Below are 26,847 nucleotides of genomic sequence, written 5' to 3' on the forward strand. Positions count from 1 at the left end.
CGGCACTTAAACCTGACAGATGCGGTTTTAAAACGCAACACACTGATTTTAGCACGGCAGCCTGTTTTTGTCAAGGTGCGGATACCACGACAGCCTTGGCATAGGTACGGTAGATCCGGGTGATCTCCACCCAGACCTCCTGACCCAGAAGGGCGCTGCCGCCTTCAATATCGATGACGAACCCTTCCACCCGGGCAATACCGTCAAAATTATGCCCGGCATGGGGTTCTTCCACTTTCACTTTAATCTTTTGGCCTATTTCCACCGGAACGGCCTGTTTTTCCATTTCTTCCAGGTCGTAAGCGGGCCGAATTAAGGTTTCTTCCATGCGCATCCCTGCCACGCCTTTAATGACAATCCGTTTGCCTGTGCGCTGTTCCAGGATGCGCAAATTGTGTCCCCCTGAGCCGATCAGGTAAGCCGCCACGGCCGGATTCGCCTCCACCAGAATGGCGGGGGCACCCGAGTATTCACTCACGGAGAGAATCTCTTTTTTGGCGGAAAGACTGACACTTTCCTCAGAAAGCACTTTCCCCTTTCCTTCGCAAAAGGGACAATCCTTCTGCAAAACATGGGTTAATCCCTGACCCACCTTTTTCCTGGTCATTTCTAACAGGCCTAACTGGGTAAACCCCAGGATATTGGTTTTGGTTTTGTCCTTTTTGAGCTCGTTTTCCAGGGCCTGCAGCACCAAAGCTTTATGCTGGGGAATATCCATGTCGATAAAATCAATAATAATAATGCCTCCGATATTCCTCACCCTGAGCTGCCGGGCAATTTCCACCGTGGCCTCCAGATTGGTTTTGAGCACCGTATCGGAAAGATTGGTGGTGCCGACAAATTTGCCTGTATTGACATCGATGGCGGTGAGGGCTTCCATCTGGTCCACAATCAAATATCCCCCTGATTTTAACCAAACCTTGCGTTTTAAGGCCTTTTCCATTTGCGCCGGGATATCGTAAACGAAAAAGATATCCTTCACATCTTTGATCATGACCCGGTTTTTCAGGGTAGGCGCCGTCACATCCAAAATTTCCTGTATCTTCTCGTACCCTTCTTTGGAATTGACCAGCACCCGGTCCACATTTTCCGCTAAGGTGTCGCGGACAATGCGCTGCAACAGCTCCAGATCCTTATGGATCAACTGGGGGGCGGAGCTGCGCAGGGCTTTGCTCTGCACCTTTTTCCACAGCTTCGCCAGCATTTTGATATCGGCGGCCAGTTCCTCCTGGGACATTCCTTCCGCCACCGTGCGTACAATCAGTCCCATCCCCTCAGGTTTCACCTGTTCCGCCAGCGCCTTCAGCCTCTTTCGTTCCGGCTCGGACTCGATGCGCCGGGAGATCCCCACATAATCAACGGTAGGCATCAGCACCACATACCGGCCCGGCAAAGTCAAATGGGTGGTCACTCTTGCTCCCTTTGTGCCAATGGGCTCTTTGGCAATTTGGACTAAAATCTCCTGTCCTTCTTTGAGCACTTCTCCAATGGAATAGTGCCTCGGTTCGCCGTCCGCATCATCCTCCCCCACCCGCTGAGGGACCGCCTCCTCCACATAGAGAAAACTGTTTTTTTCCAGTCCAATATCCACAAAGGCGGCCTGCATGCCAGGCAAGACATTTTCCACAATCCCCTTGAAGATATTTCCAGCCAAGCGCTGGTTGCTGGACCTTTCCAAATAAATCTCCACCAGTTGTTGGTCTTCTACCACAGCCACTGCCGTTTCTTCGGGGTCCATTTTGATTAGTATCTCTTTATACACGCGAAACACATCCTAGAAACTTATTTCAGGTCCCGGGTACGGTTGACCGTTTTCAGGACCAAATTACCTGAAAGAAGATGCTCCAAACCGGAAATCACCAGGGTGCCACCTTTTCTCCCCCGACATTTCTGATAAATAACCCGGTCCGGGTAATAGCCCCCATTTCCCCCTCTAAAGCTAAAGCGGTAATCACTTCTCCCGGCCTGACGTTTCCTTCGTTTCCCACGGCTACATCCATATGAAACAGGGCCCCTTCCGGAAGAGCCTGGGCGGTGAGAGAGAAGATCCCGGGCCGGATGTCATAGGTTTTCCTTCCCTTGGGAGAAACTCTCTCCACGACGATTTCTTTTTTGTCAAATAAACGATCCATTTTTTGATCCAATTCTTCCTGGGTAAAAGGGAAGGGAGATTGGACCATCACCCGGTAAGAAGCACAATTAATCACAGCCATTAAAGGAGGCGATGCGGGGGAGATTTCCCTCGTTTCCTTGATCACAAGACCGCATGGGCATTGTTCCTGAAGGCGCTGCCGAAAATCGGCGGGAGGTACATACCGGTCCAATTCTACGTCGAAGTATTCACATTCACTTGCCAGGCCTACCGCCCGGGCAGAGCCGAAGGCTATTTTGGGATGGGGATTAAATCCTTGGGAAAAGGCAACAGGAAGATCGGCTCTTCTCAGGGCCCTTTCCAAAACCTTTAACAAATCCAAATGGGACAGGAATCTGATCCTTCCTGTCACTTCAAAGCAAGAGCGCAGCAGTATCATGACTTCTCCTCCATGATTTCCGGCTTGATGTCCAGCTGGGGGCATACCCCGCAACCATGGCAGGAATTCGTCCGGCAGTCCGGTGTTTTCTCGCCTGCAAGGGCCAACCGGTACTCCTTTATTAACCATGCCTTGGAGACGCCGCTGGACAGATGGTCCCAAGGCAATATTTCCTCAAAATCGAACCGGCGGTTGGCAAAAAACTCCGGATCAAGGCCGCAGGACGTAAAGGCCTGGAGCCAAGCAGGATAGTTAAAATGCTCCGACCAGCCGTCAAATTTGCACCCCAAGCGCCAGGCTTGCTCTAAAACAGGACCCAGCCGCCTGTCCCCCCGGGCAAAAGCCGCCTCTAAAAAACTGACTTCCACGTCGTGATAATTTAAAGTAACATTCTTCATGGTACGGATTTTTTCTTTTAAATATTGCTGCTTCTCCTTGAGCACATTTCTCGCTTGTTGTCCCTCCCACTGAAAAGCCGTATGGGCTTTAGGGACAAAGGAGGAAACACTGACGGTAATCTTGATCGGTTTCCTGATCCCTGCCGGTTTCGCTTTCCGGCCCACAGATAATATTTTTCCGGCCAGGTCCACAATCCCGTCCAGGTCTTCAAAGGTTTCCGTAGGCAGCCCGATCATAAAATAAAGCTTCAGGGAAGTCCATCCCTGGGAAAAAGCGGCCGCTGCAGTTTCCAGGATATTTTCTTCTGTAACCCCTTTATTGATCACATCCCGTAAACGCTGGGTGCCCGCTTCAGGGGCAAAGGTGAGCCCGCTTTTCCTTACCTGCTGGACCTCCCGGGCCAGGTTCACGGAAAAAGCATCTACTCTCAGGGAAGGCAGGGAAACCCCGATGCCTTTTTCTCTGAATCTGGCAATCAACTCTTTAATCAACGGTTCAATGCAGGTATAATCTGCTGAACTCAAAGAAGTTAGGGCAATTTCGTCATACCCGGTGGCCCCCACTAAAGCCTCCGCCTGGGCTAATAATTTGTTCATGTTTCGTTCCCGGACCGGCCGGTAAACCACGCCCGCCTGGCAGAAACGGCAGCCCCGCGAACAGCCCCGTAAAACCTCCAGCATCACCCGGTCATGAATGGTCTCTGTGTAGGGGACTAAGGTCTTGGGGGGGAATTCCGCCTCGGAGAAATTGTTTAAGACCCGTTTGTACACCAGGGCCGGCACATCATCTTCCACCGGTTGAACCTCCCTCAGGATCCCATTGGCATCAAACTGGGGCCGGTAAAATTCCGGTACATAAACCCCTTTAATTTGGGCGGCATTTTTCAAAAAAATTCTCTTATCAAAAGGTTCCCCTTCCCTTTTGGTCTTTTTGATCAGGTCCATGATCTCCAGAATCACTTCTTCCCCTTCACCCAAAACAAAAAAATCCATAAAATCCGCCAAAGGTTCCGGGTTATAGGCACAGGGCCCCCCTGCCATCACCAGGGGGTACTGGTTTCCCCGGTCTTTTGTTTTCAGAGGGATCCCGGACAGATCCAGCATATTAAGAATATTGGTGTAGCTCATTTCATACTGGAGGGTAAAACCCAACACATCAAAGGTATGAAGGGGCCGGTATGATTCCAGGCTGAACAAGGGAACATGATGGGTCCGCATCAGCTCTTCCATATCCACCATAGGCGCAAAAGCTCTCTCCATTAAAAATTCCTGGCGCTGGTTTACCACATGATACAACAGGCGCAGGCCCAGATGGGACATGCCCACCTCATAGAGATCAGGGAAGAGAAAAGCCGATTTTACCGTGCATGCTTCCCAGTCCTTTTTGACGATATTCCACTCATCCCCCATATACTGGCTGGGTTTAGTTACCTTGGGCAGTATCTTTTCTTCGATCAATGTCTGCATTTTTTCCTCCGAACATTCCTTAATCCTCTTCATAGTATGGCACGTTTTTATCGATTTACTATCCGATAAGACAATTCAAATTATTTTTAATAATTTTCAACAGAAAGGGAGAAAATTCCTCCTCAGTTTCCGGTCTTGTTTAAAACTTCCTCTAGGGTGATGTGCATACCTCCTTTTAACGCTTCCCGAATCACCGTTTTTTCTGTAATAAACCCCAGGAGCTTGCCTTCATCATCCAGGACACCAATTAAATAATATTGATGGGGCACCAGCTTTTCGATGATCTGTCTTAATCTGACCCGGGACATAGCCACCACCACCACCGCCGGTAAATGCCCTTCCCGGTCGATTTCCTTATCTTTTCGGGTGAGATAACGCATAAAACTTAAAAAGGCCCATTTTTTTTCCTGTCTGGCCACGTAATATAAATATCCGGCAATCAACCACCAGTGAAAATTGGACCAGGACTGGAAGACTGCCCAGGTGCCGAAAAGGAAAAAAAGGGCCGCACAAAACTGGCCTAAGGTAGAAACCAGCCTGGCTGCATAAAAAAAGCCGGTCCATCGCGCTAAAATGGCCCGGCATATTCTCCCCCCATCAAAGGGCCAAACAGGGATGAGATTAAAAAGCCCCATTAATACCGTCACTTGGATCAGGAAGTAAAAGACATCCCCATTTCCCAGCTGAAAGTGCAGGGCCAACCAAAAAAAAGCCCCTAAAATAAAATTGATCAAAGGTCCCAGGGCAGCAATGGCTATTTCCTTATTTAAGCTATAAAGATGAGCCTGTTTCATGCGGGCCACTGCACCAAAGGGAAACAGCTCAACGGACTCGACACCGATTCCCCAAAAAAGGGCCAGTCCTACATGGCCGATTTCATGGATCAGGACGACGGCGAAAACCATTAATGCTTTATCCAACAGGCCCACAAAGTAATAAACAAGGAGTAATGCCAGTAAATAATTAGATACTTTAAGCTCAATCCCTCGGACACGCCCTATTCTCATATTCAGCCACACTCATTTAAACAGTTTTTCCGGACCATGAAAAGCCTTAAATACCATTCCTGTTACTGCGCAAATAGTTTAAAGGGTCAACCGGGGTACCCTTTACCCGGATTTCAAAATAAACCTGGGATTGACCTGCCTCCCCGATCGGCTCCCCTTGTTTAATTTGCTGGCCCTGGTGCACCAATACCCGGCCTAGATTTCCGTAAATACTGCTTAATTCCGGATTATGGAGAATCGTAATATGATAGCCTTGCCCCCCATCCCCTGTGATATCCTGCACGGTGCCGGCTGCTGCAGCCTTGACGGGCTGTATCTTTTGGGCCTTAATATCTATCCCTCCGTGCCATTCTTTTTTTTGATCATTTCCCGAAACATCCCAGCCAAAATTTTTTACCACAATACCGGACACGGGCAAGACCATTTGTTCATTGCCCCCCGTATTCTCCGGCTGTAGATGAATTACTTCCTGGATCGCCGGCATCCAATCATTTTGGGGAGAAAGTGCCGAGGTAACAAAATTACGGACCATTTCCCCCAAGGGACTCCCGGTGCCGATCAATCCCCAGATAATGGCGCAGGCCCATAACGAAACCACTAGCTGCCAAACCCACCTTTTTTTGAACCTTTTGTGAAGGGAAGGTATGGGCGTGAAACCAAAGTTTTTTTTCACTTTAACAGGCACTGTAAACCCCCCTTGGACATGCAAATCTTGGTAATATATATATTTGTCCAGAAGGAAGTTTATGAATAGAAAAAAGCCCTTGATAGGGCTTTTTTCGGCATGCCGATACCGTTACCGGAACCGGGGAAAAAGATTAATGGTCAATTTTTTTAGAACAGAAGCTGCTGTTTACGTAGATTCACACTCAAAACCAATCCCATAGAAATCATATTGGTTAACATGCCGCTTCCTCCATAGGTGAGAAAGGGCAAGGGAATACCGGTTACCGGCATAATGCCGATGGTCATGCCCACATTCACCAGGATCTGAAAAGCCAGCATGGATGCTACGCCCACCACAATTAATGTGCCGAAAGTGTCTCGAGCATCCTTGGCAATGAGAATCATGCGCCAAAGAAGGAAAAAATAAATTAAGAGGATGAGGCAGCTGCCTACAAAACCCAGTTCCTCGCCTACGGTAGAAAAGATAAAGTCTGTATGGTGTTCCGGGAGAAAGTTTCCTTGTACTTGAGACCCCTGCCGGTAACCCTTTCCCCAGAAACCTCCTGAACCTATGGCCACCTGGGATTGAATCACATGATACCCGGCCCCCAAAGGGTCCATATTAGGATTGACAAAAATAATCAGACGCATCAGCTGGTAGGATTTCAAGGGTAACGGAATGGGAAGCTCTTCCGGGGGCTTTTGAAACCCGTCTGTGGCAAAAAAAAGTACCCCGAAGATCAGCGCAGCCACTAAAAAAATGCCTGCCACCATGATCAGGATGATTTTGGGATTGGCTCCCCCCACCCATAACATGCCGAACATAATTGCCAGAAAGACCAAAGAAGTACCCAAATCCGGCTGCTTTAAGATTAAACCCATGGGGATGCCGATAAAAAGCAAGCAAGGAATAATATCCTGAAATCTTTCCAGGTAGCCCTGGCGCTTGGCCAGCAAACAGGCAAAGCTGACAATAATGGCAATTTTGGCAAACTCAGAAGGCTGCAGGTCAAAAAAGCCCAAACTGATCCACCGTTGCGCCCCCTTTGCCTCATATCCCATGATAAAAACCGACACTAAAAGAATCAGATTGAAAATATAGAGGTAATTACCGATGCGCTTGAAAAAAGAATAGTCAAAAACAGCCACAAAGACCATCACGCAGAACCCAACAAAGATCCATAATAATTGTTTTTTCACAAAATAATATTGATCTTGAAATACGTTGGCCGAAGCGCTTTTTAAAACGGTGAGGCTGATTAACATAATCGTGACGAGAAGTCCCAAAAAAATCCAGTCTATATTTTTCAGCAATTTGGCATGAAACATAAAAAGTCCTCCATAGTCTCTAACTTCCCTTATTATAAGGGGAATAAGAGACCGGAACAAGGTAAAGTTGGTAATTTCGTTCTGAGAAATTTGTGGAAAAAAAAGCTCTAAATAAAAATATAAGCCTGCTCCCAAACACCCAACTGCACAAGTTCGTTAGGAGTTGCGCTGAAACAGGCTTAAAGCGTCTATGCAAAGGAATCAAACTTATGACATTTGCCGCCTAATACCCAGAATGGGAATATTTGCCACCAGGGCAACAGAGTCATCGGCAGCATTTAAAGATACTTCCAGAGCAGTCTGATCAATTTCTAAATACTTATTGATCACTGTAATCAGCTCTTCTTTTAGTGCTTCAACAATTTGTGGAGAGACATTCGCCCGGTCATGGACCAATACTAAGCGCAAACGCTCTTTCGCAACATTTTTGCTGTTCCCGTTTTCTCTCCCGAAGAACCGGTTCAAAAAATCCCCAAGGTTCATCTCTCCTACCTCCTTTACGATCTTGTGACAAAACGTTTAATTTTTTCAAACCAACTGGTATTCGGTTCCAAATTCAGTAAAGGAATCTCTTCTCCTAAAATTCTCCGCGTAATATTCTGAAAGGCCATGCCCGCCCGGGAGGTTTTGTCAAGTACAGCCGGTTCGCCCCGGTTGGTAGAAACAACGATAAATTCATCATCCGGCACCACCCCTAAAAGATCAATGGCCAAAATGTCAATCATGTCTTCAATACTCATCATATCGCCTTTTTTAACCATCTGGGGCCTAATTCTATTGATCACCAGCTTGGGATTTTTTAATCCTGCCGCTTCCAGAAGTCCGATAATGCGGTCTGCATCCCGGACGGCCGACACTTCGGGAGTTGATACGACAACAGCGCTTTCCGCCCCGGCAATGGCATTCTTGAACCCTTGTTCAATTCCCGCCGGGCAGTCTACCACTACAAAATCAAACTCTTCCTTCAGATCTGCGCACAATTTTTTCATTTGCTCTTCCGATACCGCCGTTTTATCTTTTGTCTGGGCAGCCGGCAGCAAAAACAAGCTGTCAAACCTTTTGTCTTTGATCAATGCCTGTTTCATGCGGCAATTTTCATGCACCACATCCACGATATCGTAGACAATGCGGTTTTCTAACCCCATCACCACATCTAAGTTTCTTAGTCCAATATCGGTATCCACCAATACCACCTTTTTTCCCAACAATGCCAGTCCGGTGCCAATATTCGCCGTCGCGGTGGTCTTCCCCACGCCGCCTTTACCGGAAGTAATCACTAATACTTCTCCCATTCAACATGCTCCTCTCCCAAATTGTCCTTGTTTCACCGCATTATCTTGGAGACTGGTATTTTTCGATAATGAGCATCCCATCTTTAATTCTTGCCGTTTCAGGATTTTCCGGGCAAGGCCTGTCCCCGTCAGGCGCTCGTGAGATGAAGTTGCCGATGCGCAGCTGGGTAGGATTTAAATAAAAGGCTGTGATGGTTGCTGATTCATTGCCCGAGGCACCTGCATGGATCACGCCTCTGGCCGTGCCCATAATAATCACATGGCCGCCGGCAACAATCTCCGCACCTGGATTCACATCGCCTAATACTACCACGTTGCCGGAATGCTTGATGCTTTGGCCGGATCTTAAGGTTTTCTGCAATAACAGGGTATTTTCCCCCATTGCGCCATCAAGCATTTCTTTTCCCATGTCCGTTCCTCCTGTGGTGCGCGTAATCTAAAGAAAAACCTTGAGGTAAAATTCTACAAAATTAGGCGTAAATCCTCCCTGCGCTGGAAAAAAACTCAAGAAGACATTCACCTATTCTACACCCATATTCAGGGGAAGGGTGTCCGGGATCGGTTCTCTTTTCAGTCCGAAATACTCTTCCAATACGGCTTTTGCCACATACCCCGCAGAAGAACTGCCGTGATAACCGTATTCGATGATCCCGGCAAAAGCAACCTCCGGATCATCATAAGGAGCAAAAGCGACAAACAACCCATGATAATCTTTGTCTTTATCATCACCGGCTAGTCCTGTCTGGGCCGTTCCCGTCTTCGCGGCTACTTTGATCTCGGGAGGGAATTCCTTAAAGAGGCTGTAAGCGGTTCCTCCGGGATCCGTAACGGAACTCATGGCTTTTCTCACTTCAGTGAGAATTTCCGGAGAAGCGCTGATTTTATTCAGCTCCTTGGGCTTAAACTGGTAAAGCAGTTTATTATCCGGAGAATAAATTTTGTCTACCAGATAGGGTTTCATGTGGGTACCGCCGTTAGCCAAAGTAGCAATATAGTTCGCCAGCTGAATGGGCGTATAAAGGTTATACCCCTGCCCCATGGACATATAAAAAGTATCATAAGGTCTCCATGTCGATTCCCACCCGGTGAAGGAGCTTTCTTTCCATTCTTTATTGGGCAGGAGCCCTTGCACTTCTCCGGGCAGTTCGATGCCGGTCAGCTGGCCTAAACCCATTTCCTTCCCAGTCTTATACAATTGTTCGATCCCTGCCCGGTAGCCCATTTCCTGAAAATAGGTATTACAGGATACCTTCATGGCACTGTAAAGGTTGACCGACCCATGAACCGCCGTACATCTTGCCCGGGGACGTACCCAGGCAGAGGGGCCGCAGTAAACCGTATCCTGATCATTCACTTTGCCGGATGAAAGGGCTGCCACGGCAGTAAGCGGTTTAAAGGTAGACCCGGGGGGATAGGTCCCGGAAATGGCCCGGTTAAAGGTGGGTTTTAGTTTCTCATCCCAATAATAGGATACTTTGTCTTTTGACAACCCGTTGGAAAAATCATTGGGATCCAAAGAAGGAGCGCTGGCCATGGCCAGAATGGCTCCCGTTTTCACATTGATTAACACGCCTGCTCCGGCCGTAGCTTTCGGATTCTGCTCTTGAACTTTGGCCAGGGTTTCCGCGAGAGATTTTTCCAAGACGGACTGAAGTTTGGCATCCAGGGTAAGAACCAGTGAGTTCCCCGGAACCGGATCTTTATGGGACCAGGTGCTCACAGGCTGGTGTTTGGCATTCACCTCCACCTGGTCTGCCCCATCCTTGCCTCTCAGTCCGATTTCCTTATTGCCGACCTGAAAATGTTCGAAAACCTTTTCCAAACCGGTTTTGCCGATCCAATCATTCATGCCGTAGTTAAATTCTTCCAAGGAATCCAGCTCATCCTGGCTGATCAGGCCCACCGTCCCTAAGATATGCCCCGCCTCACTGCCCAAAGGATAGTACCTCATGGGCTCCTCACGGATGGTCACTCCCGGCAGTTCTTCCCGGTGTTCTTCAATCCTGGTGACCATTTGGATTCCCTCATCATAGGGCAGTCGTTTAATCGTCACAGGTTCATACCCCCGGTTCTGATCTTCCATCGACTGTAAAATCGATTCCTGGGTTATTTCCGGGTCATTCAATATTTCCGCCAGTTTCCTGGCCACATCTTCTTTTTCCGGAATTTCCGCACTCGTCAAGGAAACGGAAAATACCGGCTTGCTGGTAGCCAGTACGGTCATGTTACGGTCATAGATATCTCCCCGCCGGGCTGGTATGGAAACAATGCGAAATTTATTTTTATCGGACAAGTCCTCAAAAGCGTCTGCCCGCACAATTTGCAAATAAAAAAGCCTTAATCCCAGCCCAAAAAACATGAGTACGATCACAGCAAAAAAAACTCTCAACTTTTTCGTTATTTCTTTAGTCGTCTCACTCAACAGAACGCACTCCCTTCCCTCATCCTCAAAAGCTGAAAAAATTTCTCAGGTACAGTGTCAGGGAACAGGCAAAACCACATCCATTTGTCTTGGGTCTCAGATTACCGCTCTTTGTTCAACCATTTGCTGATATATAGCTTATAAAAGGGAACATAAACAAAGACCGCCACAATGGAATTGTACAAGGTCAGAGGAAGAATCCGATGCCAAAAGCTGGTGCCCCAGGGAAAACCCATGCCAATAAGGTTGCCGAAGAAAACAAAAAGGATCTCATTCAACAGGGTGCCCAAGCATACAGTAACTACAGGGACCAAATAATTTTCCTTGAAAATCTTCGGTTCCATAAAACCGATCATGAGGCCGGTGAGCATTTTGGTTAAAATATTGATGCCAAAATATTTACCCTCCACAAGATCTTCTACGAAACCAATGATGAATCCGATCTTGAGCCCGGGAACAGGGCCTTTTAATAATGATAAAAAGATTACTAAAATCAATAAAAAGTCCGGTTTGGTCCCAAAATTCAGGAAAAAAACACTTTTTTGGATCAAGAGGCATAAGATGATGCCTACTGCAAAAACAAAGGTCTTCACGGTACATGTACCTCATTCGTCGGTTTTATCAGCACCAGCACTTCTTCCAGCCGGTCAAAATCAACAAAAGGCTGCACGGTTGCCTGCTTCATTAAACCGTTCGGCTCAACCTTCACCTCAGTGACAAAGCCGATGCGCAAGCCGGCGGGAAAAACCCCGCCTAATCCGGATGTCAAAACGACTTGATTTTCCTCAATATCGGCATCATGGGGAAAATGCACCATGCGGAGCATCCCTTGGGACCCGGTTCCTTCGATGATGCCGGGGGTACGGGACAATTGCACCACACAGCCCAAAGCCCCTTCCCGGTCCAAAATCAGTAAAACTTCCGCCGTATTTCGGGTCACGGAAATAATCTTGCCCACCAGGCCATCATTGTTGATCACAACCATATCCTTAGCCAGGCCATCATCCGTCCCCCTGTCTAAGATCACCGAATGATACCAGTTGCTGGCGTCCCGGGCGATGATCTTGGCCGGTACCATCTCCCAGTCCTTTTCCATGCTTTCCCTCATGCCCAGAAGTTCACGCAGCCTGGCATTCTCCAGTTGAGCTTCCGTAAGAGAATTTACCTCATTTTTTAACCGGGCAATTTCTTTCTCTTGCTCCTGGCGCTCTTCTAAAAGGCGGTGGTACCCGGTAAAATAACCGGTAACTGTTTTTGTGCCGCCCAAAACCGCCGTAGCCCCGCTTTCCAGCGGGGCTAACAAATCACGAACCCAAATTTCCAAGAAAGTAAGATTATTCCTCTCCATTCCTGAATATCGAGCAATTGACAGAATGACAAACACTGCTACCAAAAGAAGTAACCATTTGCCCCTTTTCCACAGCCTGGGCAAAACCATCACGTCCTTTTACCGCCGTTTCTTTGGTGAGATCAATACCCGGCGCAGTACATCGATATTCTCCAAAACTTTTCCCGTCCCCATCACCACTGCCGTCAAAGGCTCTTCCGCCAGATGGACCGGCATGCCTGTTTCCAATGAGACCAGGCGGTCCAATCCATGGAGCTTAGAACTTCCTCCCGCCATCATAATACCCCGGTCCATGATATCCGAAGCCAGTTCGGGGGGTGCTTTTTCTAAGCACACTTTGATGGCATCCACAATATTGGATACAGGTTCCGCTAAAGCATGATGGATCTCTCCTGCGGTAATCATCACCGTTTTGGGTAATCCGGTCACCAGATCTCTCCCTCGCACTTCAACCATTTTACCACGGGATGCATCATCTTCCAAGTAGGCGGAACCAATTTCCATTTTTATTTCTTCCGCGCTTCTTTCTCCGATGGCCAGATTATAGCTTCGTTTCACATGGCTGACGATGGCATTGTCCATTTCATCGCCGGCCACCCGGATGGATTTGACCGCCACAATTCCCCCCAGAGAAATAATGGCCACTTCGGTGGTGCCCCCACCGATGTCCACGATCATATTCCCGGTTGGTTCCGACACGGGCAGACCGGCACCGATCGCCGCCGCCATCGGCTCCTCAATTAAATAGGCTTCCTTGGCTCCGGCAGATAGGGCGGCTTCTCTCACGGCCCGTTCTTCTACCGCCGTAACACCCGAAGGAATGGATACCACCACCCGGGGCCGGATGAGAGGGCTCTTGGATTTTAAGGCTTTGAGGATAAAATATTTCAGCATGCTCTGGGTCACGTCAAAATCAGCAATCACCCCATCCTTCATGGGACGAATGGCCACAATATTTCCCGGCGTCCTGCCGATCATTTTTTTCGCTTCTTCCCCTACAGCCAAAACTTGTCCACTGTCCCTTTGAATGGCGACCACCGAGGGTTCATTCAAAATAATTCCTTTTCCTTTCACATGAACTAAAGTATTTGCCGTTCCTAAATCTATTCCCACATCTCTGGCTAAAAGCATTGATCACACTTCCTCCTGTGAATATTTGTCATATCCGCAAAAACGCTACATAAATCCTTTTTCTTTCAGAGAAATCCATTTTCCCTGACCAAAAATAAGATGGTCAAGGACATCAATACCGATGATCTGTCCTGCTTCCATCAGTCTCTTTGTGACATCAATGTCTTCCTTACTGGGCGTGGTGTCTCCACTGGGGTGATTGTGCGTCAAGATCAGGGCCGCCGCACTTGCTTTAATGGCATCCTTGAATAATTCACGGGGATGGACCAGTGATGAGTTGAGACTGCCAATGGACACCGTATAAACGTGCAGCAGCTGGTTCTTGGTATTCAGCAGCAATGCCTTGAAATGTTCCCGGTCTAAAAAACGCATCTCCTCCATTATGATATGGGCTGCATCCTGAGGGCTGCGGATGGTAGGCCGGATTTCTTCCCCGGTCGATGCCATTCTTTTGCATAATTCGACGACAGCCTTAATTTGGGCCGCTTTTGCCGTACCAATGCCGGGATACTGGACTAATTCTTCCGGGGCGGCATCGGCCAACAATTTTAAGCCCCCTTTAGACAACAGCTTATGGGCCAAATCTAATGCGGTGTCCTGCAAACTGCCTGTCCGGAGAATCACGGCCAGGAGTTCCGCATTGGATAATGCGGCAGCACCTTTCAGGAGCAGGCGTTCTCTGGGTCGACACTCTGCAGGCATTTCTTTAATGGTTAAACGATATTCTATTTCTTTCAGTTTGCCCCCCAAAGTAATGTTTCACTCCTTAAAAGTTCTAAAGCCGTAATAGATTAATATTCCAACTTCCCAGCATCTGATTTAATTTCTGCAGGGGAAGTCCCACCACATTGAAATAATCTCCCTCAATCCTGTCTACCAATAAAGCTCCCTTTCCCTGAATGCCATAACCGCCTGCTTTGTCAAAGGGTTCTCCGGAATTCACATAGGCGATGATTTCATCATCCGATAAAGCTTTAAAAACCACTTTCGTTTCTTCAAATCCGGTGATACTCTTTCCTCCCGGCTGCTCCAATATGGCGATCCCGGTGATCACCCGATGGATTTTCCCACTCAGAGCCCGAAGCATCTCCCGGGCATGGGAAATATCTCTTGGTTTGCCGAGAATCCCCTGATCACTGACAACAACCGTATCAGCACCAATGATCAAGCCATCCGATACTATATTCGCAGCGGCTCTGGTTTTTTTAAGGGCAAGTCTTTGTACTGATTCGGTGACCGGAAGATCATCGCTCAGATCTTCCTTAATTGCGCTGGGTCTGATTTCGGCATCAATCCCTACTTGTTTTAACAGTTCTACCCGCCTAGGGGATGCCGAGGCTAAAATCACAGGCAACTTCATAAGATTCCCCCTGCTTGACCAAATCCTTTCTCAATTTTAGCCTATCTTGAAAAAGGTAAAATATACGCAAAAACGTCTTTGTTCATCAAAGACGTTGGCAAATTTGCAAAACCTATAAGCTGAGCTTAAACGTTAAAACTTCCAGGTTTACGGCCAAGTCAACGTTCCTTAATTCCACTTCTTCAGGAACACTAATCGCCCGCGGAGCAAAGTTTAAAATCGCTTTAATTCCATTCCTGATTAAAAGATTTGCTATTTCTTGTGCATAATCACTGGGAACAGCGATAATGCCTATCTTTGCTTTCTCTTTCCTGATCACATCTGCCAATTTTTCCATGGGTGAGATATCTATATTCCCCAAAGGCTGTCCCACCTTTTGAGGATCGTTGTCAAAGATTCCTACAATTTTAAAACCCCGTTCCAAGAATCCCCGATATAAGCTAAGCGCTGTTCCCAGATGACCCGCTCCTATTAAAACTACCGGCCAGTCGTTGGTTAGCCCAAGGATTTTTAAGATATGCCGGTGCAAATCTTTCACATTATAGCCGACTCCCCGGGTACCAAACTCACCAAAATAGGCAAGGTCCTTCCGAACCTGTGCCGGACTAACCCCCACCCCATCGGCAATTTCTCCCGAGGATGTGGTGACGATTCCCTTGTGATCCAAACGGGCTAGATGCCGGGAATAAACCGATAGCCGAACAATAGAAGCTTCAGGGATTTTTTGAACCTTCAAATATACCCCCTCCTGGCCTCATCAAATGATAAATATATATTTTTCTACAAAAAAATTAAATTTCCTCTATTTTTTCAATATAGAACAATTATCTCCGGATTTTTTCTATTCATACCGGCCTAAAAACAATTTTAGCCTTTAACAGGGGACTGTTTTACCGTCTGCTGTCTGCCGCAAGCATCCCATGGTGATTTGCATCGTCATTTGCCTCCAAATCACGGTCCAGAAGGCTTAAATAGTAGCGGCCCAAAACAGTGGTGCACAGCATGACCATTAAAATCAGCCCCAGGTACTTCCACAGCTTTGGCCGAGAAAATTTGATCCGAATAATCAGCATACTTGTCCCTCCCTTTTGGTGCATAAATATGCACGGCGAGGGACAAGTAGAACAAAAAACATGAAGACGGTTACCGGGATAAAACTCAGCGTTTCCCATTCATTAAATGGGCTCTCGCTTCCGCCACCATATAAATAGACCCAGTGATTAAAATCATATCTTCAGATCCTGCCCAGGTCAGGGCCAAATCCACGGCATGGGAAATATTCTCTTCCACCGCTATTTCTTTTACGTAAGGCCGTACAAACTCCGCCACCTGCTGCCATGCTCCGGCCCGGGGGCTATTGGGTTTTGTGACTACTGCCTTCTCCACCAGGGGGGCAATTTCTGCCGCTACCTTTTCTCTTTCCTTGTCCGCCAGCATGCCGAGGAGGAGAATTTTCTTCCGGTCCGGCCAGTACTGCTGCAAGGCGTCTACCAGCACTTTGATCCCATGATGATTATGGGCGGCATCAATCACAATCAAGGGGTTTTCCCGGACGGTTTCCAGGCGGCAAGGCCAATCGGTCAGTGCCAGCCCTTTTCGGATGGCAGCAGCTCCTATACCTAGCTTCACAGCCCCAGCCACTGCCAAAGCAGCGTTCACAAGCTGATGCCGTCCCCTTAGGGGGACTTTCAGGTTGGGGAAAACCGTGTTTTTCACCGTACAATTAAATATTTGTCCCTGGTGAGAATAGGATAGGGGCTCAACCGAAAAATCTATGCCATGTTCCCAGAGGGGAGCATTCTTTTCTTTTGCCCGTTCCCGAATGATGGCTAAAGCCCGGGGATGATCAACTGCCGTAATCACATCCCTGTTTTCTTTGATAATCCCGGACTTCACCCGGGCAATATCTTCCAGAGTGGATCCCAGGTAATCCATATGGTCCATGCCTACATTCGTGATCATGGCGAGACGGGGGAGAATCACATTGGTAGAATCAATCTCCCCGCCCATCCCAACTTCCATGACCGCCAGATCCACCTTCTCCCGGGCAAAATAGTACAAGGCGAGAGCCGTACTCACCTCAAATTCCGTAGGATGCTCCACGCCGTCCTGCACCATGGCATCCAGATGAGAGCGCATCATGGTAAGCAATTCGGCAATCTCTTCCTTCTTTATTTCCTTTTCGTTAATGCGGATTCGTTCTGTATAGGAATGGAGGTGGGGAGAGGTAAACAGCCCTACTCTCATTCCCGACTGCTGTAACATGGAAGCCAGCATGGCGCAGGTAGATCCCTTGCCGTTGGTTCCGCCCACATGAACAAATTCCACCTTTTCTTCCGGATGACCCAGGCGGGAGAGTAAAGAGCGGATCCGCCCCAGACCCAAATTAATACCGAATTTTGTCAATCCCTTGAGATACTCCATCGATTCATCGTAATTCATCATCGTGTCCCTTCTAACCTTTAAGCATGATCAGGCGCTCCAGCAGCGCATTCTTCTTGAGCCGATATTCTTCTTCCTTGGCCTTCTCCTTTTCTACCACCTGAGCAGGGGCCTTGGCCAGAAAATCGGCATTATTTAATTTCCCGTGCAACCGGGCCAGTTCTTTATCCATATTCCCTACTTCTTTCTCCAGCCGGGAAATTTCCTTGTCCAAATCAATCAAATCCTTCAGGGGTACAAAGATTTCTATTCCCTTCACAACTGCGGCAGCCGCCTGTTCCGGTTTCTCCGTATGGGGAGGGAAGAACTCCACGGTATCCGCCTGGCACAAGCCGGCTAGGTACCCTTTTCCCTTTTCTAAAACAGCTTTACTTGTCTCATCCGTTAAAATGACCATATTGACCCGTTTGCCCAGAGGCACATTCATTTCCGCCCGAATGTTCCGCACGGACCGCACCACATCCATGACCAGGTTCATATCTTCTTCTTCCTGGGCATAGGATGCCAGCTCGCCTGGATCCGGCCAGGAAGAAAGCATAATCGTCCCCTTGTTTTCCGGCAGGTGCTGCCAAATCTCTTCCGTGATAAAGGGCATGAAAGGATGCAAAAGCTGCATGATTCCTTTCAATACATGGGTGAGGACAAATTGGGCGGTATGTTTCTCTGCTCCCGTTTCCTTGTACAGCCTGAGCTTAGCCAATTCAATGTACCAATCGCAAAACTCGCTCCAAATGAACTCATACAATGTGCGGGCGGCTTCACCCAGTTCATATTTTTCCAGAAACCGGGTGACATCCGTTAAAGTCGCCCGGTACCTTTCCAGGATCCATTTGTCCGCCATATTGAATTGAATGGGCTCTGCTCCCGGACTGTAATCCGTTAGATTCATCATCACAAACCGGGAAGCATTCCAAATTTTATTGGCAAAATTCCGTGCTGCTTCCAGCCTTTCTTCCTGGAAGCGCAAATCATTTCCCGGGGTATTGCCTGTCACCAGCATGAATCTCAAGGTATCTGCCCCATAGCGGTCAATGATTTCCAGGGGATCTACCCCATTTCCCAAAGACTTGCTCATTTTCCTGCCCAGCGCATCCAAAACCAGTCCATGAATGAATACTTCTTTAAAGGGTTCTTGCTTCATAAATTCCAATCCCATAAAAATCATCCGGGCCACCCAGAAGAAGATAATATCCCGTCCTGTCACCAATACACTGGTGGGGTAATAATAAGACAAATCTTCCGTTTGCTCCGGCCAGCCCAGGGTGGAGAAAGGCCATAAGGCGGAACTGAACCAGGTATCCAGCACATCCGGATCCTGTTCCAAATGGTTGCTCCCGCATTTCGTACAGGATTGGGGAGGCTCTTTGCGGCAGATCACCTCACCGCAATCCGGGCAATACCAGACGGGAATCCGGTGTCCCCACCAGAGCTGCCGGGAAATACACCAATCCCGGATATTTTCCAGCCAGCCGATATAAATCTTGGTAAATCTTTCCGGCACAAAGCGGATCTGTCCGTCCAGGACGGCCTGAATCGCCGGCTCCGCCAAAGGTTTCATTTTGACAAACCATTGGGGTGAGACTAAAGGTTCAATGACCGTACCGCAGCGATAACATTCCCCTACCGCATGGGCATGCTCCTCAATGCGGTCAAAGAGGCCTAGGCTCTTGAATTCTTCGATCAGCTTAGCCCGGCATTCATAGCGGTCCATGCCCTGATATTTTCCCGCTTCCGCCGTCATTTTGGCTTCCTTGTCAATTACTGAGATTTGGGGCAAGTGATGCCTTAATCCGATCTCAAAGTCATTGGGGTCATGGGCGGGAGTTATTTTCACCGCACCGGTGCCAAAGGACGGATCCACATATGCATCGGCAATAATCGGGATCTCCCGGTTGACGATGGGCAAGAGCACGGTGAGTCCAATTAAATCCCGGTATCTTTCGTCCTCCGGATTTACCGCCACGGCCGTATCCCCCAGCATGGTCTCCGGGCGTGTCGTGGCAATGGGAATAAAAGCCTCGCTGTCTTTGATGGGATACCGGAGGTAATAAAGTTTCCCTTCCTTTTCCGTATGCTCTACTTCAATATCGGAAATGGTGGTCTGACACTTGGGGCACCAGTTAATAATATAACTGCCCCGGTAAATAAGCCCCTTTTCATACAGCTTGACAAATACTTCCTGAACCGCTTGGGAGCACCCCTCGTCCATGGTAAACCGCTCCCGGTCCCAATCGCAGGAAGACCCCAACAGGCGCAGCTGTTTGGAAATACGGGCGTGGTAGTGTTTTTTCCACTCCCAAACTTTCTCTAAAAACTTTTCCCGTCCTAAATCATATTTGCTGATGTTGCTCTGGGCCAGGTTTTCTTCCACCCTGGCTTGTGTGGCAATGCCGGCATGATCGGTGCCGGGAAGCCATAAGGTATTATAGCCCTGCATACGCCGCCACCGGGTCAGGATATCCTGAATAGTATTGTCCAAAGCATGTCCCATATGGAGTTGTCCGGTCACATTGGGAGGAGGCATCACAATCGAAAAAGCTTCTTGCTCCCGGTTCACCTCATCATGGAAAAAATGATTTTCTTCCCAATACCTATACCACTTTTCTTCTACTTTTTTGGGGTCATAGGTCGTAGATATATTTTTGGCCTGCTCCACTTAGATTTTTCCTCCTTTAAAAATAAATCCCTTTCATCCATAAGGACGAAAGGGTGCTTTCGTGGTACCACCTTAATCAAAAGCCGGACAGCATCCGGCCATCTCTTCTCCAACAAGCTGTAACGGGCTTGCCCGGACTGATCTAAACCCTTGTCGTCAATCAATCGGCTCTGGGACGACCTTCCCGGTGCCCTTTCAAAAAGTCTCGCAGCCTGGGACTTTTCTCTCTGGAGAAACGGCCAATCGGTACTCCTTCCCGTCTTCACCAATACCTTTATGGATCTTATGTACTATACTATCCAAGAAAGGAGGCACTGTCAACTTTTTGGCCTTCATCAGCACAAAAAATTTATCTGAACTGGAGGTGGGCAGCAATTAATCTTTTCGCCGCCGTATAGGGATCCATTTCCCTTTGCATCATTTGGGCAACCAGCTTGTCCATCTCCCCCGACTTTTCCACGGCAGTCCATACATGTTTTCTGATTTCATGTTCTACAATCTCCCGGACTTCCTCCCGGAGCCGTTTTTTACGCTGTTTCAAAAGTAGCCCTGAGGACTCCAAAAAGCTTTTGTGTTCCATTATTTTTAGCCATAATTCCTGGACTCCCTTGCCGTTTAAAGAAACAGTGGGTACTACGGGGGGCCGCCAGCCGTCGATTTGTTTCATATCAAGCATTACTTCCACTTCCATTTTTACCCGGTCTGCCCCGTCCAAATCCGATTTATTCACCACAAAAATGTCGGCAATTTCCATAATACCTGCCTTGATTGTCTGGATGGCATCTCCTGCTCCCGGAGTCAGTACCACCAGGGTAGAATTGGCAATATGCATGATATCAAACTCAGACTGCCCCACCCCAACGGTTTCAATAATAATGATATCCTTCTTTAAGGCATCCATGACCTTTGCGGCCTCATTTGTGGCATGGGATAAGCCGCCCAGGCTCCCTCTGGTGCCCATGCTCCGGATAAAGACCTCCGCATCTAAGGCATGGCTTTGCATGCGGATCCGATCCCCCAAAATGGCTCCCCCGGTAAAGGGGCTTGTGGGGTCAATGGCAATGATCGCCACGGTCAATCCCCCGCGGCGAATCTCGCCCACCAGTTTATCCGTGAGGGAGCTTTTCCCTGCTCCCGGCGATCCGGTGATTCCTATGATATAGGCATGCCCTGTACAAGGATAGATCTTACTCATCAGTTCATTTTTTGCTTCCTCATCGTTCTCAATCAGGGAAATCATGCGTGCTGCAGCTCTCCGGTCTCCGTTCAGCACCCGTTTCACCAGATCGTCCATATTACCACCGCCTTTAATCCTAAATCACCATGTTTCCCGATAATTTTTACTAATTCGCCCCCTGATGTCAATTTTCCTCTCATTGGAAAAAGATTGGAATTCTTTTAATTTTTAAACATTTTAAAAAGAATGTCTTTTCCCTCTTGCCTTTTGAGAATGAGATAATTCACACCGCATAACCCCCCCAATATTCCTACCAATACATCACAAACTGCCCTTTGCACCAGCCCGTAGGACAGCGTATCCCCAGGCAGGAACAACCAGAAAAATAGGCTCCCCGTGAACCACCATAGTATTCCCACATAGGCCCCGTGAAGATACCCGGACCGCCTGGCATTGATTCCTGCGGAAAAACCTCCTGCAAACAGGGACAGCCAAAGGAAAAATGAAATTACCGGACCAAGCTCGGTCACGTCTTGATCAGACAAGAAAAAGGTACCCAGTACTAAAAGTCCTACACCCATGAGAAAAATAGCCAGACTCTGAAAATATCCCCGGAAAATAGCTTTTTTGTTCATTTACCTCCCTCCCCATTAAAAGATACGCAAGGAAAAAATTTTTACTACAAAAAAAGCCGCTCTACATAGATAAACGCACACCAAAGGGTGTGCGTTGTGCGTTCCATCGTCAAAGAACCTCTTCTTGGTATCCCAATATTTTTTCGATCTCACTTAAAAGCTTTTCCTTTCCTTCACCGCTCTCGGCGGAAAAGGAGATCAGTTCAGTTTCAGGCACATCCAGCCGGTTCCGGATTATACCTAAATTTTTTACTCTTTGGCTTTTGCTGATTTTATCGGCTTTCGTGGCAATGATCAGCTTAGGGAACCGGTAGTGAGACAGCCACTGCACCATTTGTTGGTCTTGCTCCGTAGGTGGATGCCGGAGGTCCACCAACTGCCAAACCTGCTGAATGGTGGACCTTTGGCTTAAATATTTTTCAATCATGGTGCGCCAGTGCTCACGGGTATTATGGGAAACCCGGGCAAATCCGTAACCGGGAAGGTCGACAAAATACCAGGCGGCATTAATCAAATAAAAATTGATCGTCTGTGTTTTTCCCGGTTGAGAACTGGTCCGGGCCAAATTACGCCGGTTTACCAGCCGATTGATCAAGGAAGATTTTCCCACATTGGAACGGCCTACCAGAGCAATCTCCGGATAGCATGCTTCCGGATACTGACTTGGTGTTACGGCGCTGGCCACGTATTCCGACCTTTTAACAGTCAGCATGGGAAGTCCTTTCCGGTTCCTGATGGGACATAACATGGGCCAGGTCCGCTATTTCCGGCCGATCCTCTGTTTTGATTTCCTGCTCCAGCAGCACCACCGGTAATACTTCGTCCATGGATTCTACCAGGACAAATTTTAACTTCCTGCTCACATTGGCGGGGATATCTTCCAAATCCTTTTTATTTTCCGCAGGAAGAATAATCGTCTTGCACCCGGCCCGGTGCGCGGCCAAAACCTTTTCCTTAATGCCGCCTACCGGCAGTACTCTTCCCCGTAAAGTGATCTCCCCGGTCATGGCAATGTCCCGGCGCACTTTTCTTCTGCTCAGTTCTGAGGCAATGGCCGTGGCCATGGTGATACCGGCGGAGGGGCCATCCTTGGGTATGGCGCCTTCCGGCACGTGCACGTGAATATCGGTATTTTCATAAAAATCTTCCGCAATACCCAGTTGGGGGGCAATGGACCGAATATAGGTAAACCCGGCCTGGGCCGACTCTTTCATCACATCCCCCAACTGACCGGTTAGGGTGATCCGCCCCTTCCCTTTATGAGATTGCACTTCCACCGTTAAAATCTCTCCGCCCACTTCTGTCCAAGCCATGCCGGTAACCACACCGATCTGATTTTCCTTTTCCGCCAAACCGAAGCGGTACTTGGCGATCCCTAAAAATTGGCTGATATTTTGGGCACTCACTTTTGCTTCCTGCACTTTACCCGCCACAATATCCCGCGCCACTTTCCGGCAAAGAGTGGCAAGACTGCGCTCTAAACTGCGCACACCTGCCTCCCGGGTATATTCCCGGATAATGGCCCGGACGGCGTTTTCCGAGACAGTGATTTGCTCTACTTTTAATCCGTGCTCTTTGATTTGCTTCGGTAAAAGATATTTCATGGCAATATTTAATTTTTCTTCTTCCGTGTAGCCGGAGATGGTGATGATTTCCATCCGGTCCTGCAAGGGACGGGGAATATTGTACTGGACATTGGCCGTGGTAATAAACATTACCTTGGATAAATCAAAGGGAGCCTCAATGAAGTGGTCGCTGAAGGTAGAGTTTTGTTCTGGGTCCAGCACTTCCAAAAGAGCTGAAGAGGGATCTCCTCTAAAATCGGAACTCATTTTATCAATTTCATCCAGAAGAAAAACGGGGTTTTTGGATCCCGCCAGTTTAATATTCTGCACAATCCGTCCCGGCATGGAGCCCACATAGGTGCGGCGGTGTCCCCGGATTTCCGCTTCATCCCGGACTCCGCCCAAGGACATGCGAATAAATTTCCGTTCCAAGGCCCGGGCAATGGACTTGGCCAAAGAAGTCTTTCCTACTCCGGGAGGACCGACAAAGCAGAGAATCGGACCCTTCATCTTCTTGGCCAGCTGGCGAATAGCCAGGTATTCCAGAATCCTTTCCTTGACCGTGACCAGCCCGTAATGATCTTCATTCAATATTTCTTCTGCCACATTAATATCTAATCGGTCCTTGGTCTCTTTATTCCAGGGCAGGTCCAGCAGCCAGTCCAGGTAATTTCTTACCACCATGGCTTCCGCCACCATGGGAGGCATTTTCTCCAGCCTTTCCAGTTCCCTGAGCGCTCTTTCATGGATATCTTTGGGCAGCTTCGCCTTTCTGATCCGTTCCCGCAGTTCATCCGCTTCGGCGATTCTGTCGTCTTTGTCGCCTAATTCCTTTTGAATCGCCTTCAACTGCTCCCGGAGATAATATTCTTTTTGGGTCTTTTCCATCTGTTTGCGCACGCGTAAGTTGATTTTACGTTCCAGCTCCAAAATTTCCATTTCTTTGGCCAGAATGGTGCACAGACCTTCCAACCGGATTTTCACGGAGATGGCCTCCAAAATGCTTTGCCGATCAGATAATTTTAAGTTGAGATGAGAAGCGACCACGTCAGCCAATCTCCCCGGTTCTTCCAGGGTGATTACCGAAACAACCGTCTCAGGCGGTATTTTTTTACTCATTTTAACATACTGCTCAAACTGACTGATTAAATTACGCATGAGCGCTTCTACTTCCGGGTCGTCTTTTTCAATTTTGTCCTCTTCCTTAATCACCCCGACCTTAATAAAAGGCTCATAGGAAAGATAATTTTCAATCCTGGCCCGGTACAGGCCTTCCACTAATACGCGAATTGTTCCCCCCGGCAGTTTAAGCAGCTGCTTAATTTCGGCAATCGTGCCCACTTGATAGATATCATCAGATGTGGGTTCGTCGGTCTGAGCCTCTTTTTGCATGGCGAGAAAAATCTCTCTTTTGTTGAGCATGGCTTCGTCAATGGCATTGATGGATTTTTCCCGTCCCACATCCAAATGAATGATCATATATGGAAAAACCAAAACCCCTCTGAGTGGAAGCATCGGCATTTCGCAATAATTAACGTGGTTGTTTTCCATTGGTTCACCCCCGGTTGAATAGTCATGACGCATTTAACCATATTCTATTCTAAAAACTAATTTCCTGCAAATTATGAGAATATGGTACAGAATTCAAATTTTCTTTTGTTGATGCCACTCTTGTTTTTTCCGACTTAGGCCTGATCAGAGCCAGGTTTAAGATCTCCTCAAATTTCTCGACGGCAATAACTTGGAAATCCACATACTTGTTGAAAATCTCCTGCCAATTTTCCTTGGGGATAATCACCTTTTTGGCTCCCGCTTGCCGGGCCGCTTCTACTTTTGCCACGACGCCTCCAATGGGTTTTACGTATCCCCGAATGGAAACCTCTCCTGTCATGGCCAGCTTGTTATCCACCGGGATTCCCGTAATCGCAGAGTAAATAGCGGTGGCAATGGTTACTCCGGCAGAGGGACCGTCAATGGGGATTCCTCCGGGAAAATTAACATGAATGTTAAAGTCCTTGGGTTCCATGTTCAAGTAATTTCTTAATACCGTAATCACGTTCTCCACCGAACCCTTCACCAGACTTTTCCGGCGCAGTTTTTTCCCATGGGCGCTTCCCACTTCTTCTTCGTCTATGACACCGGTGACAATAATTTGTCCTTGCCCTCTGCTCACAGGGGTCACGGTAGCTTCCAACTCCAGAAGCATGCCAATATTCGGTCCTGCCACGGCTAATCCGTTGACGACACCTACCTGAGGTTCATCCGGTACTTTTTTGTCCGGCCGGGGATCATGCTGGCCGCTGTTCACGACCCATTCAATATCCTGGACGGAAATCGTTTTCTTTCCTTCGGTGATGGCAGCGCCTGCGGCAATTTGAATAATATTCACCGCTTCCCGCCCATTACTGGCATATTTTGTCACCACATGCACCGCTTCTTCGGCTAACTGCAAATCTATTTTTTGGGCGGCGTTCTTCGCAATCACAGCGATTTCATGGGGCAAAAGGGGCCGGAAAAAGATTTCCAGGCATCGGGACCGGATCGCCGGGGGAATATCCTCCGGGAGTCTGGTTGTGGCTGCGACCAAACGAAAATCAGCCGGCAGCCCGTTTTGAAAAATATCATGAATGTGCGAAGGAATATTGGTGTCCTCGGAACTGTAATAAGCACTTTCCAACATCACTTTGCGATCTTCCAGGACCTTTAATAGTTTATTAATTTGGATGGAATGAAGTTCCCCGATTTCATCAATAAACAAAATCCCCCCATGGGCTTTTGTGACGGCACCTAATTTCGGTTGCGGAATCCCTGCCATGCCCATGGCACCGGCACCTTGATAAATAGGATCGTGGACCGAGCCGATGAGGGGGTCGGCAATGCCTCTTTCATCAAAACGGGCGGTAGCACCGTCTACCTCGACAAATTTGGCATCCTGGGCAAAAGGGGATTCTTTGCATTTTTTCGCTTCATCCAGCACCAGGCGGGCAGCCGCAGTTTTTCCAATGCCGGGAGGGCCGTAAACAATAATGTGCTGGGGATTTGGTCCGCACAAAGCGGCACGCAATGCTTTCAGCCCTTCTTCCTGACCGATAATTTCGTCAAAATGGGCCGGCCTGGTTTTTTCCGAGAGTGGGACAGTTAAAGAGATGCCCCGCATTTTTTTCAGTTTTTCCATTTCCTTTTTCGATTCCCGTTCGATGGCGACCCGGTTTCCCTGCTGACCTTTGAGCAGATTCCAAAAATACAGCCCAATCACAATGGCAAAAAATATCTGGACAAATCCCAAAATACTTCCGATTCCAGCGGGATAATGAAACATTCTCAACAACCCCTTTCCATATCTCTGCATAGTATTTGCATGGAAAAGGAAAAATACGCATACTTTCTTCCCGGAAACAAGAAAAAAGGTAGGATTTTCTCC

Annotated in this window: 24 protein-coding genes; all 24 read right to left on the bottom strand. The window is 48.1% G+C overall.

All coding sequences use genetic code 11. The annotated features are described in order from the left end of the window. Positions 1-70: 70 nt before the first annotated feature. The gene (locus DCMF_RS12510; RefSeq protein ID WP_148134740.1) at positions 71-1,762 is read right to left on the bottom strand and encodes an Rne/Rng family ribonuclease; all 1,692 of its coding nucleotides are present in this window, start codon (positions 1,760-1,762) and stop codon (positions 71-73) included. A gap of 94 nt (positions 1,763-1,856) precedes the next feature. Continuing rightward, positions 1,857-2,531: a TIGR03936 family radical SAM-associated protein gene (locus DCMF_RS12515; RefSeq protein WP_214659310.1), complete on the bottom strand. Its 675-nt coding sequence runs from the start codon at positions 2,529-2,531 to the stop codon at positions 1,857-1,859. Further along, positions 2,528-4,396: a TIGR03960 family B12-binding radical SAM protein gene (locus DCMF_RS12520; RefSeq protein WP_148134742.1), complete on the bottom strand. Its 1,869-nt coding sequence runs from the start codon at positions 4,394-4,396 to the stop codon at positions 2,528-2,530. Before DCMF_RS12520 ends, DCMF_RS12515 begins: the two co-directional genes overlap by 4 nt. Before the next feature lie 122 nt (positions 4,397-4,518). Next, on the bottom strand, positions 4,519-5,403 hold the full coding sequence (locus DCMF_RS12525) for a site-2 protease family protein (RefSeq protein ID WP_148134743.1): 885 nt from the start codon (positions 5,401-5,403) through the stop codon (positions 4,519-4,521). A gap of 46 nt (positions 5,404-5,449) precedes the next feature. Next, positions 5,450-6,001 carry a murein hydrolase activator EnvC family protein gene (locus DCMF_RS12530; protein WP_148134744.1) on the bottom strand — a complete coding sequence of 184 codons (552 nt, stop codon included), beginning with the start codon at positions 5,999-6,001 and terminating at the stop codon, positions 5,450-5,452. Positions 6,002-6,237: 236 nt separating this feature from the next. After that, the gene (rodA, locus tag DCMF_RS12535; protein ID WP_148134745.1) at positions 6,238-7,398 is read right to left on the bottom strand and encodes a rod shape-determining protein RodA; all 1,161 of its coding nucleotides are present in this window, start codon (positions 7,396-7,398) and stop codon (positions 6,238-6,240) included. Positions 7,399-7,605: 207 nt separating this feature from the next. Next, entirely contained in the window at positions 7,606-7,881 is a 276-nt protein-coding gene (gene minE, locus DCMF_RS12540; RefSeq protein ID WP_148134746.1) for a cell division topological specificity factor MinE, read from the bottom strand. Between the two features lie 14 nt (positions 7,882-7,895). Beyond that, positions 7,896-8,690 carry a septum site-determining protein MinD gene (gene minD, locus DCMF_RS12545; RefSeq protein ID WP_148134747.1) on the bottom strand — a complete coding sequence of 265 codons (795 nt, stop codon included), beginning with the start codon at positions 8,688-8,690 and terminating at the stop codon, positions 7,896-7,898. 40 nt (positions 8,691-8,730) lie between these two features. Then, positions 8,731-9,099, bottom strand: coding sequence for a septum site-determining protein MinC (gene minC, locus DCMF_RS12550; RefSeq protein ID WP_148134748.1), 369 nt, complete (start codon positions 9,097-9,099; stop codon positions 8,731-8,733). A 111-nt stretch (positions 9,100-9,210) separates the two neighbouring features. Beyond that, complete coding sequence (mrdA, locus tag DCMF_RS12555) at positions 9,211-11,112, bottom strand: penicillin-binding protein 2 (protein WP_214659311.1); 1,902 nt, start codon at positions 11,110-11,112, stop codon at positions 9,211-9,213. 101 nt (positions 11,113-11,213) lie between these two features. After that, a complete protein-coding gene (gene mreD, locus DCMF_RS12560; protein WP_148134749.1) occupies positions 11,214-11,705 on the bottom strand; it encodes a rod shape-determining protein MreD in 492 nt (163 codons plus the stop codon). Next, the gene (mreC, locus tag DCMF_RS12565) at positions 11,702-12,436 is read right to left on the bottom strand and encodes a rod shape-determining protein MreC (RefSeq protein ID WP_214659312.1); all 735 of its coding nucleotides are present in this window, start codon (positions 12,434-12,436) and stop codon (positions 11,702-11,704) included. The genes mreD and mreC overlap by 4 nt, the downstream gene beginning before the upstream one ends. A gap of 123 nt (positions 12,437-12,559) precedes the next feature. Beyond that, complete coding sequence (locus tag DCMF_RS12570; RefSeq protein ID WP_148134751.1) at positions 12,560-13,591, bottom strand: rod shape-determining protein; 1,032 nt, start codon at positions 13,589-13,591, stop codon at positions 12,560-12,562. 45 nt (positions 13,592-13,636) lie between these two features. Then, positions 13,637-14,320, bottom strand: a complete 684-nt coding sequence (gene radC / locus DCMF_RS12575; RefSeq protein WP_214659400.1) for a RadC family protein — start codon at positions 14,318-14,320, stop codon at positions 13,637-13,639. A 46-nt stretch (positions 14,321-14,366) separates the two neighbouring features. Further along, positions 14,367-14,951 carry a Maf family protein gene (locus tag DCMF_RS12580; RefSeq protein ID WP_148134752.1) on the bottom strand — a complete coding sequence of 195 codons (585 nt, stop codon included), beginning with the start codon at positions 14,949-14,951 and terminating at the stop codon, positions 14,367-14,369. A 112-nt stretch (positions 14,952-15,063) separates the two neighbouring features. Beyond that, on the bottom strand, positions 15,064-15,687 hold the full coding sequence (locus DCMF_RS12585; RefSeq protein WP_148134753.1) for a redox-sensing transcriptional repressor Rex: 624 nt from the start codon (positions 15,685-15,687) through the stop codon (positions 15,064-15,066). A 154-nt stretch (positions 15,688-15,841) separates the two neighbouring features. After that, positions 15,842-16,024: a hypothetical protein gene (locus tag DCMF_RS12590; RefSeq protein ID WP_148134754.1), complete on the bottom strand. Its 183-nt coding sequence runs from the start codon at positions 16,022-16,024 to the stop codon at positions 15,842-15,844. An 85-nt stretch (positions 16,025-16,109) separates the two neighbouring features. Next, positions 16,110-17,396, bottom strand: coding sequence for a bifunctional folylpolyglutamate synthase/dihydrofolate synthase (locus DCMF_RS12595; RefSeq protein WP_335582407.1), 1,287 nt, complete (start codon positions 17,394-17,396; stop codon positions 16,110-16,112). Positions 17,397-17,406: 10 nt separating this feature from the next. Continuing rightward, the gene (locus tag DCMF_RS12600; RefSeq protein WP_148134755.1) at positions 17,407-20,049 is read right to left on the bottom strand and encodes a valine--tRNA ligase; all 2,643 of its coding nucleotides are present in this window, start codon (positions 20,047-20,049) and stop codon (positions 17,407-17,409) included. 349 nt (positions 20,050-20,398) lie between these two features. Then, positions 20,399-21,343 carry a methylmalonyl Co-A mutase-associated GTPase MeaB gene (gene meaB, locus DCMF_RS12605; protein ID WP_148134756.1) on the bottom strand — a complete coding sequence of 315 codons (945 nt, stop codon included), beginning with the start codon at positions 21,341-21,343 and terminating at the stop codon, positions 20,399-20,401. A 104-nt stretch (positions 21,344-21,447) separates the two neighbouring features. Next, a complete protein-coding gene (locus DCMF_RS12610; RefSeq protein ID WP_148134757.1) occupies positions 21,448-21,861 on the bottom strand; it encodes a TIGR04086 family membrane protein in 414 nt (137 codons plus the stop codon). Positions 21,862-21,970: 109 nt separating this feature from the next. Then, positions 21,971-22,573 carry a ribosome biogenesis GTP-binding protein YihA/YsxC gene (gene yihA, locus DCMF_RS12615; protein WP_335582408.1) on the bottom strand — a complete coding sequence of 201 codons (603 nt, stop codon included), beginning with the start codon at positions 22,571-22,573 and terminating at the stop codon, positions 21,971-21,973. Continuing rightward, on the bottom strand, positions 22,560-24,977 hold the full coding sequence (lon, locus tag DCMF_RS12620) for an endopeptidase La (protein ID WP_148134758.1): 2,418 nt from the start codon (positions 24,975-24,977) through the stop codon (positions 22,560-22,562). Before lon ends, yihA begins: the two co-directional genes overlap by 14 nt. A gap of 49 nt (positions 24,978-25,026) precedes the next feature. Beyond that, the gene (gene lonB, locus DCMF_RS12625; protein WP_148137880.1) at positions 25,027-26,745 is read right to left on the bottom strand and encodes an ATP-dependent protease LonB; all 1,719 of its coding nucleotides are present in this window, start codon (positions 26,743-26,745) and stop codon (positions 25,027-25,029) included. Positions 26,746-26,847 lie beyond the last annotated feature (102 nt).

It is taken from the genome of Candidatus Formimonas warabiya, assembly GCF_002777255.1.
GTDB classification, from domain to species: domain Bacteria; phylum Bacillota; class Dehalobacteriia; order Dehalobacteriales; family Dehalobacteriaceae; genus Formimonas; species Formimonas warabiya.